Annotated in this window: 18 protein-coding genes; 2 read left to right on the top strand and 16 right to left on the bottom strand. The window is 64.1% G+C overall.

The features are described from left to right. Positions 1–7 precede the first annotated feature (7 nt). Positions 8–874 carry an ABC transporter permease gene (locus BMY29_RS18710; RefSeq protein ID WP_049989165.1) on the top strand — a complete coding sequence of 289 codons (867 nt, stop codon included), beginning with the start codon at positions 8–10 and terminating at the stop codon, positions 872–874. Between the two features lies 1 nt (position 875). Here BMY29_RS18710 and BMY29_RS18705 read toward each other — a convergent pair whose 3' ends face one another. From BMY29_RS18705 to BMY29_RS18690, 4 genes are all read right to left on the bottom strand, one after another. Next, entirely contained in the window at positions 876–1,658 is a 783-nt protein-coding gene (locus BMY29_RS18705) for an ABC transporter permease (RefSeq protein ID WP_049989164.1), read from the bottom strand. Continuing rightward, positions 1,651–2,394 (bottom strand): ABC transporter ATP-binding protein, encoded by a 744-nt coding sequence (locus BMY29_RS18700; RefSeq protein ID WP_049989163.1) that lies wholly within the window; start codon positions 2,392–2,394, stop codon positions 1,651–1,653. The genes BMY29_RS18705 and BMY29_RS18700 overlap by 8 nt, the downstream gene beginning before the upstream one ends. After that, positions 2,391–3,653 (bottom strand): ABC transporter substrate-binding protein, encoded by a 1,263-nt coding sequence (locus BMY29_RS18695; RefSeq protein ID WP_049989162.1) that lies wholly within the window; start codon positions 3,651–3,653, stop codon positions 2,391–2,393. The genes BMY29_RS18700 and BMY29_RS18695 overlap by 4 nt, the downstream gene beginning before the upstream one ends. 524 nt (positions 3,654–4,177) lie before the next feature. Beyond that, a complete protein-coding gene (locus tag BMY29_RS18690; protein WP_049989161.1) occupies positions 4,178–4,498 on the bottom strand; it encodes an antibiotic biosynthesis monooxygenase family protein in 321 nt (106 codons plus the stop codon). 209 nt (positions 4,499–4,707) lie between these two features. On the opposite strand from BMY29_RS18690, the gene BMY29_RS18685 reads away from it, so the two are divergent. Continuing rightward, positions 4,708–5,892: a trans-sulfuration enzyme family protein gene (locus tag BMY29_RS18685; protein WP_049989160.1), complete on the top strand. Its 1,185-nt coding sequence runs from the start codon at positions 4,708–4,710 to the stop codon at positions 5,890–5,892. A gap of 113 nt (positions 5,893–6,005) precedes the next feature. On the opposite strand, the gene BMY29_RS18680 is transcribed toward BMY29_RS18685, so the two are convergent. The 12 genes from BMY29_RS18680 to BMY29_RS18625 all read right to left on the bottom strand — a co-directional run bounded on the left by BMY29_RS18680 (position 6,006) and on the right by BMY29_RS18625 (position 15,887). Beyond that, positions 6,006–6,497: an MOSC domain-containing protein gene (locus BMY29_RS18680; RefSeq protein ID WP_074854852.1), complete on the bottom strand. Its 492-nt coding sequence runs from the start codon at positions 6,495–6,497 to the stop codon at positions 6,006–6,008. A gap of 276 nt (positions 6,498–6,773) precedes the next feature. Then, positions 6,774–7,085: an AzlD family protein gene (locus BMY29_RS18675; RefSeq protein WP_049989158.1), complete on the bottom strand. Its 312-nt coding sequence runs from the start codon at positions 7,083–7,085 to the stop codon at positions 6,774–6,776. Then, positions 7,078–7,815, bottom strand: coding sequence for an AzlC family ABC transporter permease (locus tag BMY29_RS18670; RefSeq protein WP_049989157.1), 738 nt, complete (start codon positions 7,813–7,815; stop codon positions 7,078–7,080). The genes BMY29_RS18675 and BMY29_RS18670 overlap by 8 nt, the downstream gene beginning before the upstream one ends. Before the next feature lie 107 nt (positions 7,816–7,922). After that, positions 7,923–8,207, bottom strand: coding sequence for a DUF7347 domain-containing protein (locus BMY29_RS21800; protein WP_449289545.1), 285 nt, complete (start codon positions 8,205–8,207; stop codon positions 7,923–7,925). A gap of 407 nt (positions 8,208–8,614) precedes the next feature. Continuing rightward, positions 8,615–8,848 carry a hypothetical protein gene (locus BMY29_RS18660; RefSeq protein ID WP_049989156.1) on the bottom strand — a complete coding sequence of 78 codons (234 nt, stop codon included), beginning with the start codon at positions 8,846–8,848 and terminating at the stop codon, positions 8,615–8,617. After that, entirely contained in the window at positions 8,849–9,670 is an 822-nt protein-coding gene (locus BMY29_RS18655) for an XdhC family protein (RefSeq protein ID WP_049989155.1), read from the bottom strand. It abuts the gene before it with no gap. Between the two features lie 59 nt (positions 9,671–9,729). Continuing rightward, positions 9,730–10,338: a hypothetical protein gene (locus BMY29_RS18650; RefSeq protein WP_049989154.1), complete on the bottom strand. Its 609-nt coding sequence runs from the start codon at positions 10,336–10,338 to the stop codon at positions 9,730–9,732. Further along, the gene (locus BMY29_RS18645) at positions 10,335–11,249 is read right to left on the bottom strand and encodes an AAA family ATPase (protein WP_049989153.1); all 915 of its coding nucleotides are present in this window, start codon (positions 11,247–11,249) and stop codon (positions 10,335–10,337) included. The genes BMY29_RS18650 and BMY29_RS18645 overlap by 4 nt, the downstream gene beginning before the upstream one ends. A 34-nt stretch (positions 11,250–11,283) precedes the next feature. Further along, entirely contained in the window at positions 11,284–12,174 is an 891-nt protein-coding gene (locus tag BMY29_RS18640) for an FAD binding domain-containing protein (protein ID WP_049989152.1), read from the bottom strand. Then, the gene (locus BMY29_RS18635; RefSeq protein ID WP_049989151.1) at positions 12,174–14,642 is read right to left on the bottom strand and encodes a xanthine dehydrogenase family protein molybdopterin-binding subunit; all 2,469 of its coding nucleotides are present in this window, start codon (positions 14,640–14,642) and stop codon (positions 12,174–12,176) included. Before BMY29_RS18635 ends, BMY29_RS18640 begins: the two co-directional genes overlap by 1 nt. Next, positions 14,639–15,226: a (2Fe-2S)-binding protein gene (locus BMY29_RS18630; protein WP_049989150.1), complete on the bottom strand. Its 588-nt coding sequence runs from the start codon at positions 15,224–15,226 to the stop codon at positions 14,639–14,641. The genes BMY29_RS18635 and BMY29_RS18630 overlap by 4 nt, the downstream gene beginning before the upstream one ends. Before the next feature lie 4 nt (positions 15,227–15,230). Further along, a complete protein-coding gene (locus BMY29_RS18625; RefSeq protein ID WP_049989149.1) occupies positions 15,231–15,887 on the bottom strand; it encodes an SRPBCC family protein in 657 nt (218 codons plus the stop codon). Positions 15,888–15,919: the final 32 nt, after the last annotated feature.

Genomic DNA, 15,919 nt, shown 5'->3' with positions numbered 1-15,919 from the left:
CGATTCCGTGTCCCGATCCGAACGACCGCCGCTCGACCGAAGCGACGGACAGCACGACAGACGACGCGATGGGCGACGGTTCGGGAGCCCGTCACGCGGCCGCGACGCCATCGACGGGTCCGCCGCCGTCGCCCGCACGCTCGCCAGGCGGGTGCTTCCGCCGACGGTCGTGTTCGCGGGGCTACTCGCGGCCTGGCAGGGCGCCGTCGTCTACTACGACCTGCCGTCGGTGATCCTTCCGTCGCCGGTCGAGGTTGGAACGGCGCTCGTCGACGCGTCTCCGATGTTGCTGCGCGACGCCGCCGTTACGGGCGCGACCGCCGGTATCGGACTCGCCGTCGGGTGCGTGGTCGGCGCCGCCCTCGCGTTCGCGATGATACACTCGCGAACGGCGACGAACACGATCCTTCCGGTGGTCGTCGCGCTCCGGATCGCGCCGCTGGTCGCGATCGCGCCGCTGCTGTTTCTCTGGTTCGGGCGCGGCGTTCCGGCGCGCGCCCTCGTGGTCGCGACGCTGACCGTCTTTCCGATCACGGTCGCGACCCTCGACGGGCTCCGGAAGACGCCACGATCGCACCTCGAGTTGCTGGAGACGGTCGGCGCCTCGAAGACCGCCGCGTTCGTCCACGTGCGCGTCCCCGCGGCCGCGCCGAGCGTCTTCGCCGGGCTCAAAATCGCGGCCACGTTGAGCGTCGTCGGGGCGATCGTCGCCGAGTTCGTCACGCTCACCGCCGGGATCGGGTACCGGGTATTCGAGACGGCGGCGTACCTCCGAACGGCCGAGACCTACGCCGCGCTCGTCGTGCTCTCCTTGCTGGGGATCGGGTTTTACCTCGTCCCGGTCGCGATCGAGCGGATCGTTTGGAATCCTTGAGTTAGTCGGAACCGGCGGTTCCGAGGTCGAACCGTGCGTCGATACCGCGCTGTGCGACGACGACCAGGCCGTACAACAAGAGTCCCTCGAGCAGCAGGACGACGAGGGCGGCGAGCACGACGTCCGGGCGGACGTTCTCCGAACCCATTTGAACGAGAAAGCCGAGTCCGCCGTCCGCGACTACCCACTCCGCGACGACCGCGCCGACGACCGCAAGCGTCACCGACTGTTTGAGTCCCGCGAAGAAGTCGGGGATCGCGTAGGGGACGTCGACGTACAGGAACCGCTCTATGGAGCCGGCGTTCACCGATCGAAGCAGGTCGCGGTGCGCCGGCGGCGCCCGGTCGAGTCCGGCCGCGACGTTCAACACGAGCGGGAAGAACGTGATGAGCGCGATGAACACGATTGCGGTCGCCATCCCCGTCCCGACGTAGATGAGCAACAGGGGTGCGACCGCGAGTTTGGGCAGCACCCGCACCGTCACGAGATACGGGTACACGGCCCGCCGAAACCACGGCACGTAGGCGACGAACACCGCGAGGACGGTCCCGGAGGCGACCCCGATGGTCCCGCCGTACGCGACCTTCTCGAGCGTGTACCAGGCGTTGGCGAGGTAGAGAGCCGGGTTGCCGAGCAACCGCGCGGCGACGGCGTCGGGCGGCGGGAGTACGAACGGCGGAACGTCGGCGACCAGCGTGATCGTCCACCAGAGAGCGACGACGGCGCAGAGCGCGCCCGTCGGATAGACCGCGTCGACGGCGTCCACGCGGACCCGGTCAGTCATGGTTCTCGTGGAGCGTTCGGCGAACCGCCGCGACACGTTCCTGGAACGGCCGGGAGCCGAACACCGCCGCGTCCCGCGGTTCGGGTAACTCGACGTCGAACACCGCTTCGATCCGGCCCGGACGATCGCCCATCACCACGCACCGATCGCCGAGGAAGACCGCCTCGGGGACGCTGTGCGTGACGAAGACGACCGTCTTCCGTTCGCGTCGCCAGAGCGACCGCAGCTCGACGCCCAGTTCGTCGCGGGTGAGCTCGTCGAGTTCGCCGAACGGCTCGTCCATCAGCAGCACGTCCGCACCGAGGTGCAGCGCCCGCGCGATCGCGACCCGCTGTTTCATCCCGCCCGAGAGCGCGCGCGGACGGGCGTCCTCGAACCCCTCGAGTCCCATCGAGTCGAGCAACGCGCGGGCGTCCTCCCGGTCCGGCGACTCGCCCGCCATCTCCCGCAGGAACGTGACGTTCTCGAGCGCGCTCTTCCACGGCAGCAGCGTGTGTTGTTGAAACACGAACCCGATATCGCCCGCGTCCTGGGCGATCGACGGCGATCGCTCGTCGATGCGGACGCCGCCGCTCGTCGGCGTCTGGAGACCACCGATCGCGCGCAACAGGGTCGTCTTCCCGCAGCCGGACGGCCCGACGACGGTGACGAACTCGCCGCGATCGATTCGCAGGTCGACGTCCGCGACCGCGGTGACGTCGTCGAACGCGACCGTGAGGTCCTCGAGTTCGATCATGCGGCGGTGAGCAGCTCCCCCTGATCGAGCGCCGTTCGAAGCCGGTCCCACGTTCGCTCGCGCTGCCACCCCCAGCCGCGTTCCCGGGTGGCCTCGCTGTCGCCGAAGTCGTCGACCGCCCGCTCGAACGTCGCCCGGACGTCGTCCGGTTCGTCGTCGCCGATCGCGGCGATCCGATCCACCGCCGGCCCAGGGTCACTTTTCGCGTCCGCCCAGCCGCCCGCCGTTCCGGCGAGAAATGCGGCGAGCGCCGACCGCCGCGTCCGGAGCAGCCGTTCGTGAACGGCGATCGTCGGCCCGTAGATGGGAAAGTGATCGGTGACCTGTAACGCGTCGACCGTCTTCCCGCGACGCTCTAGCTGTCGCGGATCGGTCATCGATCCGGTCACGACGTCCGCGCGTCCGGTCGACAACGCCGCCCGTTCTTCGCCGGTCGTTTCGACGATCTCGATATCGTCCTCGAGCGCCGTCTGTGAGATGAATAAGCGCCCGAGCACCCCCGTCTCGGAGCGAGGCACCATGCCGATCCGGCGTCCCTGTAACTGACTGACGCTCCGAAGCTCTTCGCCGAACGCCTCGCGAGCAGTGTACAGCACCGTCATCGCGCGCTGGTAGAGAACCGCGATCGGAACGAGGGGCACCCCCGCCGCCCTGGCTCGGAGCACCGTCGCAGCGCCGGCGACCGCGACGTCCGCCTCGGCCTGGCGAACTCGATCGACCGCGCGCGACGAGCCCTCGTGGTGCTCGATGTCGACGTCGGCGCCGTACTCGTCGTACCACGCCGCCTCCGACGCCGCATAGATCGGAACGTGCAGCCCGTTAGGCCGCCAGTTCAACGCGACCGTGAGGTCGGTTTCGGAACCGGTCTCCGGTTCTGAGTCTGACGGCCGATCGACGAACAGCGCTTCCGTCCGGTCGAGCAACGCCCGCGCATGCTGTTCGTACGCGCGACGGCGACTTTCGGCGAGATCACCGCTGGGGCGCCAGGCGGACGGTGGTCGCCCCTGGGTGTCGTCGGGGAGCGTCGACCGGTCGATCAGTCCGTCCTCCTCGAGCCGGGAGACCGCATCGCTGATCGGCGACCGGCTCAGTTCCGTGCCGATCTGCATCTGCACGGCGGTCGCCGGCTCGTCCTCCCGCTCGGCTCGTCGCAGGAGGTACGCGAGTACCCGCGCGGCCGTCCGTCCGAGTCCGACGGCGAGGTCGTCGACGACGTCCCGATCGTCGTCGTCGAGTACCCAGAACGTTCGCGGATGCATTCATGTTACCACACCACCCACCTCTGTATAAGGATATCCCCGCTCCGAGACGCTCCGTCCAACCGGACGACGCCCGTCAGCGATTTCGAGGTGGTCGATTCGTTTGCACAGTTAATGGGTCGCGCGGCGATCACGGGCGCGGTCGATCCGTGGATCGTGGATCGACGATTGGTTCGACGTCCGTGCGCCGTTACTGAAACACTCGTATTCAGATCCGACGGTCGCTCGCAAGCTTACTGATCGTCTACCGATGAGATTTTGAAAGCTCTATCAGTAGATAGTAGCGCGATTTCTTTATTCAGAATTCTACCTGAAACTGAGTCGGGCGGTTCGATAAGTGCGTATGCTTATTGACCAGCAAGCGTTCTATCAGGTTTGAATGAGGTTCGTAGCGTCGTACTGAATACAGGGTGCGCATCTTGCAGGAACAGGAAGGGTTGATCGGGGCCGCTGAATTGGTCGATACAGGGAGGCACTCATTATTCGCTTACGGACTGCACTAACCAAACTAGTCAGATGACCACCTATGCGAATGGGCTCGCATCGTCACCGAACTCACTCCCATATGTCTCAACGACTTCCGTAACGGTGACCTCATACGCATCGTACCACTCCGTCCACCGCTGTTTCGCGCGTTTGTGGTCTGCATCCGCTCCAAACGACTCGAGTGCGTCCAACGACACCCAGTAGTAGACGACAAGGACCTCCTCACTATCCGGTGCATGCCATGTCCGCTTGCCTAGATATCCCTCCGTGTCCTCGGCAGCCGCTTGTATCGCGTCATTCAACTCGTGAAACTCCGCATCGTACTCACCCGGAGCGAGACGGAATATTACCAAATACATCGGGACTATTCACTCGTCCACGCGAACAAAACGCTATCCCTCGGAGCATACAACGGGTCGCAACCGACGACTCGCTGACCCACGCCCATGTCGGGTTTGGGGTTCTGACCGCCCTCGCCGGGAACTTCACGCCTATCCTTCGCAATTGAAAACCTTCCTATGAACACCCCTCTAAATCGGGTCCGAGTAGGTCTCGTGGTGAGTATCTGATGACACGACACAATAGCCAGTCCGACGGGAATCGATTCGCAACCATCGCAGTCGGCGCAGCTGAAACCGAAACACATCCACACAGAGATGGAACAAATGATGTCGTCCCGCCGATCCACCTTTCGACTACGTTCGAGTGGGCCAGCGGGGAGGACGCCAATGAACACGACTATTCGCGCGAGAGCAATCCGACGCGGGCGGCCCTTGAAGAGCAATTAGCCCGCCTCGAAGGCGGCGAGTATGGGTTGGCGTTCGCCTCCGGAATGGCCGCCACATCGACGACGATGCTGTCGCTGGTCCCCCCGGGAGGCCACGTCGTCTCCTCGGACACCATCTATAGCGGAACCGAAAAACTGCTCACCAAGCACATGGCCGGACATCTAGGCGTTGACATCGACTTTGTTGACGCCCGTGACCCCGACAACGTCGCCGATGCAGTCAACGCGGACACTGACTTGATCTGGGCAGAAACGCCGTCGAACCCCTTGATTAGGTTGTGCGACATCCAAACGATAGCCGACATCGCCGATGGCCGTGATGCTCTGTTCGCCGTGGACAGTACCTTTGCGAGTCCGTACTACCAAGCCCCACTCGAACTGGGTGCTGACATCGTCGTTCATAGCACCACCAAGTACCTCAACGGGCACTCCGACTCGATTAGCGGTGCCGTTATCACCGACGATGGTGGGGTTTTCGAGCAATTAGCGTTCGCGCAGCGGGTTGGGCTTGGGAATATGCTTTCGCCGTTCGACTGCTACCTTGTTGCGCGAGGCATCAAGACGCTGCCCGCGCGAATGGAATATCACGAGAAGAACGCGATGGCAGTTGCCCGGTTCCTCGAAAGCCACAATCGGGTCGCTCGTGTCCACTATCCGGGTCTTGAGAGCCACCCGCAACACGATCTTGCGAATGAGCAGATGTCGGGATACAGCGGAATGCTGTCCTTCGAGTTCGATGGCACGCTCATCGAACTTGAGGCGTTCATCGAGGGACTTGAGGTATTCACGCCGGGAGCTAGTCTCGGTGGGGTCGAGAGCCTTGTTGAGGTACCGTCACTAATGATCCCCGACGAGTTCAGTCGTAGTGAGGATTCAGCGAAGATTCCCGAGACGTTGGTCCGAGTATCCGTTGGCCTTGAAGACGCTGATGACCTCTGCGGGGACCTTCAGACGGCGCTACCGTAGGCGCACGTTCCTCTTTCCTCCCAGCCGTCCCGATCCACAAGCGGGTCGATTGTCCAGCAGATATGGCAGCCGCAAGCGGGAATACAAATTGTTTCTAAACGAGAGAGTGCAGATTATTCGAGCGGTTCGATTACGTCTCCGGGGCGAATCATCCCATCTTCGAGGATGTCCGCTCGGAGCCCACCTCGGTGAGTGAGTGCCTGCAATACGCCGTCCTGAGCGATGCGCTGAAGATGATTACACGGTTCACACAGTCGATCCCCTCGACAGATGGCGTCACCGACTCGGAATCGTTGTCCAACGAGATGATTGAGTGCGACATCATGAGTTTCGATGTTTCGTCGGTGTTCTCCCGGAGCGAGTTCGATTCCCGCTTCACGTTCGATTGCTGTTACAGCCTCTTGCTCGATCAACGTGAGGTCGTACCCATCGTGGCGTTCCTCATCTGGCTCCCACTCGACGAAGGTTCCCGTTTCAATCTCGCTAAAGTAGCGATCACCTCGGAGTCCCTTTCCGGCAACTGCTTCAACGTCGGTCTGTTCTTCCATCTCCGCTTCGGCCTCAGGTGCGATAAAAATCCGTTCAACAGTGCCACTCCCGGTCATGTGGACTATGCGCGTTTAACACAGCATAAACACTCGGGTGTAGGTATTGTTGACGAGGTAACTCAGCGGTATGTCCACAAATTATACCGAGTGACTGGTTCATTGGCTATCAAGTGAAACAAACGACGTCACCACGCTGAACTCATTCCTATATTCAGCAGGTGACCCTTGGTATATTTCGGATAGATCGAGAGCCGTTTCGGGAACTGCTTGCCCTCTACTGAACGCGAGCTTCACTGCCCACTCTGAACAAAGAAACCGTATTACCAACTACTGCTAGAGTAAATTTCTGCATAGTAGCACGGCTGCAACACCACAGAGAAGTGCGAGAAGTACGTTCTCGGTTCGCCACATAAGTAGAAGAACGACAACAGCAACACCCCATCCTGCGGGGCCGACGCTGATCAACTCCGGGCCGAGTATCGCCATGATAATCGCACCTGGTAACATCCCGAGTCCCGCTTCAGTCCGGTCTGAGACGCTAACGCGACCCAGAAGCCACAGTCCGCCCGCCTTCGTCGCATACGTCGCGACGCTCATTCCGATGATAACAGCGACGACGAACGGATCGAGTTGGAGACTACCCATCAAATCGAATCACCTCGACGAGACTCCCGGAGATTCCGCCGAGGAGGATGTACCACCGTCCGGGTAGCAACTGCGCACCGAGAATGGCAATACCGAGAGCTGTAATCCACGGTAGCAGACTTGCTTTCCCGTCCCAGAGATCGACAGCAATCGCGATGAAGACGGCTGTGAGAACGAAGTCGAGCCCGTACCGTGATGGTTCACCGATCACATCACCAGCTATCGCGCCGATAACTGTTGCAACGATCCAGAACGTCCAGATGGCGAGCCCGCTCCCGAGGAGATACGCACCTTGTCGGTTCCCGGACTTGAGCTTTCCCATGGTGAGGGCCCAATTCTCGTCTGCCGTGAAGAAGACGCTTCCATACGCTTTCAGCGGGGGGAGTCGACTGAACCAGGGACGGAGTGCTGCGCCCATCAGAACGTAGCGAAGGTTGATGATGAACGTCGTGCCGATGACCGCGACTATCGGGACCGGAGTTTCCCACAATTCGACCGCGATTAACTGCGCTGCTCCCGCGAGAACGGTTGCGCTCATGAACGCTGCTTCGGCCACACTGAGTCCGGCCTGGCGGGCGAGGACTCCGAAGACGACACCGTATCCAGCCACGCCGAGCGCGATGGGCACACACTCAACGAAACCGTCTCGCACACCGCTGACCGAAAATTCCACGGAGATCTCGTCCGGGTTCTCCGAGTGCTGTGTTGGATCACTCGGTTCAGTACTCATCTATTTGGCTCCCTGATAGACTCCGCTGGTCATTCGTTGAAACTAACACAGGTATACCACAGGTGGGACCGAGATCCACCTAAAATTTCGGAGAATTCGATTTCTCCTTACCGCTGTACTTGTCCGTGCTCGTAGTCGAGCACCAAATTGTCGGATAGAATCCGCTGTATGAGCGCTTCGCCGCGTTCCGTCAGCGTATAGTCTCCATCTTGGTTCCAAAGGAGGTGTTCCATTTTGCGGAGGTGGTAGTTGAATTTGCCCTTATCATCAACTGACGTCGATTCTCGCAGTTTTGTGTAGGAAATCGGATTGGACTCCTCGGAGAGTATAGCGAGAATTTCCAGTCGAGTCGTATTCGATAATATTTCGAATACGCTCGTCGCGTTCTCGATCTCGGAAGGGTCGAGCGATTCACGAGGTTGCGGCGGTTCGTTACTCCCGTGGCTGCTTTCTGGCCAGGTTCAATTAGGTATCGCCATTACCGAATTATTCGGTGCGGTGCCCATAAATGACATCGTATTTCCATTCCCGATCTGAGAAACCAGTCGCGGTCATCGTCACACGCGTGCAACCGAAGTCGTTCGTCCATCTCCGGCGACTGCGCTATGAACCAGGCGGCGAGGCGGTCGACTCGATACACCGGTTCGCCGTCTTCTAACAGGAGTGGACAGTCGTCCGGGATGTCGACGGAAAGGATTCGAAACGCAGCAGGTCTTGGCCGGTGTGCGTTCCGCGATGCGTCGTCCCAGGATCGTTCTGGGACCTCGATCATCCAGCGAGTGACTCGGATTCGCGTGCTCTATCGCCGTACCAAAACCGGATTTTCGACCGTCATCACCGGCGTCGAGTCGTCTGGGCTGCGGACTATCAGCGTGCCGTCGGCACTGCGTTCCGCGGGGACTATCGGCACGGTCGGGATGTCGTAGTCGGCGGGCGTCCGAAAGTTCGCGGCGATGGTCCACGTTCGGGCGAGCATCGTCCCCGCTTCGGCGTCCGACTCGGGAGCGTCTTCGGATTCGTCGGTTCGATCCATTCAGTTCTCCGTGAGGGTCGTCCGGTCGTGGATCGGTCCCGTTCGCCGACTGAGATGGCGCGGCGTTCGGTCGTGAGCGACCGCGAGTAGCTCCGCGACGATGCTAAACGCGATCTGATAGGGTGCGTCTCCCTCGAGGCTCAACCCGATCGGCGTATAGATTCGCTCGAGGTCCGCATCGGTGACCGTTCGACCCTCCTCGGCGAAATCCTCGCGCATCTCCTCGAACCGCTTTTCCGGCCCCATCAGTCCGATGTACTCGATCGGTGTTTCCAGCAACTGGTCCAGCGCCAGGCGGTCGTCGAGGAAGTTGTGGGTCATCACCACCGCGTAGGTCTCCGCATCCCACTCCCGAAGGGTCGAGAGCTCCCGCGGCGACGCCGAAATCACCGCATCCGCCCGCGGGAACCGGTCGTCGTCGGCACGTCCGCCGCGGAACGTGACGACCGTCGTGCGAAAGTCGACGCGGGTCGCGAGTTCGACGACCGGTCCGACGTCGTGGCCGGAGCCGAACACGACGAGTTCCGGCGGCGGCCGCACCCCGTCGACGAAGACGTCGATGCATCCCTCGTCCGTTTCGACGGTCAGCGTCTCGCTCTCGCCGATCGCCGCGAGCGTCGCCATCGGATCCGCGAGTTCATCGATCGCCTGCGCGGGAAGGTCGGCGTCGCCGGCAAAACCGCCGTCCGGCAGGTAGTACGCGCGGTCGCCGACGGACGTGTCGACGTCGGTCTCGATTCGAACGACGGTCGCGACGCCGATCGCGTCGTCAGCCCGTCGGGCGTCGACGACCGGTCGGTACGACTCGTCGAGCGGTTCCAACAGGACCGTTATCACGCCGTTGCAGCCGATTCCGAGGCCCCAGACGTCGTCATCGCCGGTCAGATCCCACGTCTCGACGCGGGGGCCGTCGTCGGCCAGTACGTCGGCGGCCAGTCGCGAAACGGCGTCACGAGCCCGCTCGCACCGATCGGGAGGCGTCCGTCGACCGTGGTGGCCGAGCCAGCGGGGCTGTACGCCGCGGCCGTCGCCCCGGAACCGTCGCTATCGCCGTCGTCCGCTTCGGAGACCGCCGACGCGAACGACTCGGCGAGCGAACGGTCGGTGATGCGATCGACGGCCTGACGATCGTCCGGCGCTTCCGCGGCGTCTTCGCTCACGGCCGGATCACCGAGCGACGCGAGCCCCTCCTCGAGCCCGCCGTCGATCGAAGACCCCAGTCGTTCGTTTTCGAGGTCCGTCGTGAGACGACGCCAGAACGCCTCGAACAGATGGTCGAACGCCTCGAAATCGTCGCTATCGGTGTGGAGGGAGGCTCGCAGCGCCGTTCGGGCGCGGGCGCGGTCCCCGAGTCCGATCTCGGCGATGGCTTCGGCGGCGGTCGTCCCGGCGTTGGCCGGGACCGACGCGCCGCCGCGGCGGAGCGCGCGGACGAATCGAACGAGTTCCGTCCGGACGTGGTCGTGGACGCCGTCGGCGCGCTCGCTCACGGCTCACCTCTCGCCCGCTCGGCGGCGTCGAGGAGGTCGGTCAGCAGTTCCTCGTCGACTCGGTCGACGTCCTCGCCTTCCTTCAGCAGGCAGCCAAGCGTATTTCGGATCGTTTCGCGTGTGAGCGTTCCGTTTCCGTCTTCGCGCAGCGAGGCGACCGCTCGAGCCCAGTCGACCGTTTCCGCCGCGCCGGGGGGTTTTCGCAGCGGTTCCTCGCGGAGTCGAGCGACCATCGCACAGAGTTCCGTCGCGACGACATCGTCCAAGCGGGGCACTCGCCGCCGGAGAATGGCGGTCTCCTTCTCGACGGACGGCGGCCGGACGTACAGGTAGAGACAGCGTCGCTTGAGCGCGTCGCTCAACGCCCGCGTCCGGTTGGACGTGACGATCGCGATCGGCGGCCGATCCGCCGCGGCGGTTCCGAGCTCCGGGATCGATACCTGAAAGTCCGAGAGCACCTCCAACAGCAGCGCTTCGAACTCGTCGTCGGCGCGGTCGATCTCGTCGATGAGCAAGACGGGCGGCCGATCGGCGTCGCTGCGAAGCGCCCGTAGCAGGGGCCGCTCCAACAGGAATTCTTCGGAGAACACCGACGATTCGGGGTCCTCCCCGCTCTGTACCGCGAGCAACTGTTTCGTGTAGTTCCACTCGTAAAGGGCGTGCTCGGCGGTCAATCCCTCGTAGCACTGTAGGCGTATCAGTTCGCTCCCGAGACTCGAGGCCAGCACCTTGGCGAGTTCCGTCTTCCCGGTTCCTGGTTCTCCCTCGACCAGCAGCGGCTTGCCCAGCCGCAACGCCAGGAGGACGGTGGTCACGATCTCATCCTCGGCGACGTAATCTTCCGCCTCGAACGCTGCGCGGATCTCCGACTCCGTCAGGTCCGCGAACGTCGTGGTCGGTTCGTCGTCCATGTGTAGGTGTGGATTCGGCGATCCGCTCGCCGTTTCAGTCCGCGACCGCGGGCGCGGAGACCCGATCGATCGCCGCTGTGAGCGCCCGCTCGGTGTACACCTCCAGGAGTTGGGCGCGGAACTCGCCGGACGCCTGCAAGTCGTCCATCATGAGTGCCGTATCGAGGTCGTCGGTCGCGCGCTCGGCGGCCGCCGCGATCGTCTCCTCGTCGAGCGCCTCGCCGGTCAGGGCGTCCTCGACCGGCTCGAGGCGCACTCCGTGATCCATCGCGCCGTTCGCGCCGATTCGGGCCGACGTGACGGTCCCGTCGTCGACCGTCAGCAGGGTCGCGACGCCGACCATCGCGTATCCCGACGACGGGCTCGGCTTCTTCGCGTAGGTGCCGACGGCGTCGGTCGCCGAGGGCACTTCGATCCGGGTGAGGATCTCGGCCGGGCCGAGGGCCGTCGCGTACATCCCGTAGTAGAACTCCGCCGCCGGAATCGTTCGCTCGCCGTCCGGTCCCTGGACGACCAGCGTCGCGTCGGAAACGAGCGCGGCGGCGGGCAGATCCGAGGCCGGGTCCGCGTGCGCGAGATTTCCGCCGATCGTCCCTCGATTACGGACTTGGCGATCGCCCACCCGCTCGACCGCCGCGGTCATCGCCGGCGCGTGCTCGTGAGCATCGTCGGACTCGAGAAGATCGCTGTAGCGGCTCATCGCGCCGACCGTGAGCGCGTCGCCGTCGACGGCGACGCCGTGGAGGGCGTCGACCCCGCCGATGTCGATCAGGACGTCCGGGCTCGAAAGCCCGGTCTTCATCGCCGGAAGCAGGCTGTGCCCGCCCGCCAGCAGTTCCGTCTCTTCCATCGCGTGCTCCTCGAGCAACTCGATCGCCTCGTCGACCGTCTCAGCCTCGTAGTAGTCGAACTCGTCCGGGTACATCACGACTCACCTCCGTTGCCGTCGCCGGCGGTATCCGGGTCGGGATCGGGTTCGGAAGCGTCCGTCCCGCCGTCCGCGGCGGTCCGTCCATCGGCGGCGTTCCAGACCCGCTCGGCCGTTATCGGCATCTCGATCCGGTCGACCCCGAAGGGCTCGAGCGCGTCCGTAACGGCGTTGACGACGGCCTGAGGCGCTGCGATCGTGCCCGCCTCGCCGACGCCTTTCACGCCGAGCGGATTGTGCGGGCTTTCGGTGACGGTCGATCCGGTGTCCATCTCCGGAACGTGCATCGCCTTCGGAACGGCGTAGTCCTGCATCGATCCCGTCACGAGCTGTGCGTTCGAGTCGTACTCCGCGCTCTCGTAGAGCGCCTGGCCGATACCTTGGGCGACGCCGCCGTGGACCTGCCCCTCGACGATCTTGGGATTGATCTGGTTGCCCACGTCGTCGACGGCGACGTACTGGTCGAATTCGATCTCCCCCGAGTCCGGGTCGACCTCCACGACCGCGACGTGGGTCCCGAACGGGAACACGAAGTTGTCCGGGTCGTAGAACGACGTAGCCTCGAGGCCGGGCTCCATGTCGTCGGGGATGTCGTGAGCGAGATAGGACTGCTGAGCGACCGCCGTGATCCCGATCGATCGGTCGGGCGCGCCCGCGACCCGAAACTCGCCGCCCTCGAACTCGACGTCGGCGGGGTCGGCCTCGAGTTGGTGCGCTGCGATCTCGCGGGCTTTTTCGACGACCTTCTCGGCGCTCTTGACCAGCGAACTCCCGCCGACCGCGGCCGACCGGGAGCCGTACGTCCCCATCCCGTGGGGGATCTCGTCGGTGTCACCCTCGACGACCTCGACGTCCTCGTAGGGGACGCCGAGTTCGTTCGCGACGATCTGCGCGTACGTTGTCGCGTGGCCCTGCCCGTGACCGGACGTCCCGCAGTAGGCCGTGACCGTTCCGGAGGGATGGAATCGGACGAGACTGGACTCCCAGAGCCCGGCCTGGGCACCGAGCTGGCCGGCCAGCTCGGAGGGCGCCAGTCCGCAGGCCTCGATGTAACACGAGAAGCCGATGCCGAGATACCGTCCCTCCGCGCGGGCCTGCTCCTGTCGCTCGCGGAAGGCCTCGTAGTCGACCATCTCGAGGGCCTCGTCCAGCGTCTTCTCGTAGTCGCCGCTGTCGTAGACGACCGCGACCTGGGTTTCGTAGGGGAACGCATCTTCGGGGACGAAGTTCCGTCGCCGGAACTCCGCGGGGTCCATCCCCATCTCCTCCGCGCCGGGTTTCGCCAGGCGCTCGATGACGAACGACGCCTCCGGTCGGCCGGCGCCGCGGTAGGCGTCGACCGGAGGCACGTTCGTGAACGCGCCGGTCACCGAGCAGTGGATCGCCGGAATGTCGTATTGTCCCGAGAGCAGCGTTCCGTAGAGGTACGTCGGGACGGCGGGTGCGAACGTCGAGAGATACGCGCCGAGGTTCGCCGTCGTGTCGACGCGGAGGCCGATGATGTCGCCGTCCTCGTCCATCGCGAGGTCGGCTTCCGTCACGTGTCCCCGGCCCTGGGCGTCGGTCTTGTACGTCTCCGTGCGGGTCGCGGTCCACTTGACCGGCCGCTCTACGTGTTTGGCGACCCACGCGACGAGCGCTTCGTCCGCGTAGTGGTGGATTTTGCTTCCGAACCCGCCGCCAACCTCCGGGGCTTTTATCCGCAGTTTGTGCTCCGGATGGCCGATGACCCCCGACATGAGCAGCCGGTGCAAGTGGGGGTTTTGGGAGGTCATGAACACGTCGAGTTCGTTCGTCCCGGGATTGTAGTCGGCGACCGCGGCACGGGGCTCCATCGCGTTCGGAATGAGCAACTGGTTTTCCAGTTCGATGCTCGCGGTGTGGGCGGCCGATTCGAACGCTTCCTTGGTCCGGTCGGCGTCGCCGATCTCCCAGTCGAACGCGACGTTCCCGTCGGCGTCGTCGTGAAGCGCCGCGTCTCCCTCGAGCGCCTCGGCTGGGTCGGTTACGGCGTCGAGTCGCTCGTAGTCGACGGCGACCGCGTCGGCCGCGTCGTGGGCGGTATAGCGGTCCTCGGCGACGACGACCGCGATCGCGTCGCCCTGGTACCGAACGCGGTCGTCGGCCAGTATCGGATGATCGACCTGTCGAAGGCTGTCGAGGAGCCAGCCGACGGGTAGCGAGTACGAGCCGCCGCCGGGGGTGTCCTCGCGGTGGAGATCGTCGTGCGTGTAGACGCCGACGACGCCGTCCATCGCCGCCGCCTCGCTCGTCTCGACGCCCTCGAGTTTCGCGTGGCCGTGCTGGCTGCGGACGATCGCCACGTGGATCATCTCCTGCAGTTGAATGTCGTCGATGTACTCGGCGTCGCCGGTGAGGAGCGCGGGATCCTCCCGTCGTTCGATGGCCGAGCCGAGGATGTCGGCGGCGTCGACCTCTTCGGGATCGATCGATTCGATGCTCATTCGGCGTCACCCCCGTCGCCAGGCCAGCGTACGTTGCCGCCACCGGAGTCGCACCCCGACTCCGGTCGTCCCGCGGCACAATCGGCGCTGCAACCGCCGTCGGCGACGGCGCCGCCGTGCAGTTCTTCGGCCGCGTTCTCGACCGCGTTGACGATGTTTTGGTAGCCCGTACACCGACAGAGGTTCCCCTCGAGTCCCTCGCGGATCTCCTCGCGACTGGGATCGGGGTTCTCCGCGAGAAGATCGGTCGCCGCCATCATCATCCCAGGGGTGCAGTAGCCACACTGGAGTCCGTGTTCCTCCTGAAACCCGGACTGGATGGGGTGGAATTCGCCGTCCTCGGCCAGCCCTTCGACCGTCTCGATCGTCGCGCCGTCGGCCTGCACGGCCAGGACGGTACAGGCCTTGACCGCGTCGCCGTCGAGGCGGACCGTACACGCGCCACACAGGCTGCTCTCGCAGCCGACGTTCGTCCCGGTGTAGCCGAGTTCGTCTCGGAGCGCGTGAACCAGGAGCGTCCGCGGCTCGACCGCGAGTTCGTGCTCCGTTCCGTTAACTGTCAGCTTCATGTCGTAATTTGTCATATCGTTACGAGTCGCTCGCGTCGCTTCCCGACCGACCGAGCACCCTGTCGACCAGGCCGCGGCCGCTGTCGGTCGGGTCCGATTCGTCAGCCGATGCGTCCGCTTCGACGTCGGCGAGCTGTCGCTCGTGGAGTTGATCCTGTACCGACGAGAAGAACCGTTTGACCACCCGGTTCGCGACCGGGTTGACGACGCGCTGGCCCATCTGGGCGACCTTCCCGAACACGTCGGCTTCAGTCTCCCACTCCACGGCGACGCCGTCCTCGTTCTCCGAGAGGGTCATTCCCGAAGCCATCTCGAACGAACTGTTGCTCGAGGCCCCCTTGCCGACGGCGGACATTTCCGGGTACTCGCGATCGTCGATCGTTACCACCGTCTCGAACGTCGGGTTCACCGGCCCGACGCTGATCTGCATCAGCGCCGCGTAGTGTTCGCCTTCCTCGAACGCGCGCCGAGCGATGACGTCCGGATCGGCGGTCGGTTCGACCTCCCGATCGGCCGCTTCCTCGCGCAACTCGTCGAAGTCGACGTCGGTCTCGTCGACACGCATCAGAAACTGACACCCCGGTAACAACTGCTCGATCAACGCCGGATCCGAGAGGGCGAGCCACACCTCGTCGACGGTCGTGTCCTCGAGTTCGAACGTTCCGTTGAATTCCATAGTGGTACCCACTGGCGTGTGCCAGAGTGTGG

This window comes from Natrinema salifodinae, from assembly GCF_900110455.1.
Taxonomy (GTDB): Archaea; Halobacteriota; Halobacteria; order Halobacteriales; family Natrialbaceae; genus Natrinema; species Natrinema salifodinae.
The sequence above is the reverse complement of the archived record's forward strand: the minus strand, read 5'-3'. Positions and strand labels throughout refer to the sequence as shown.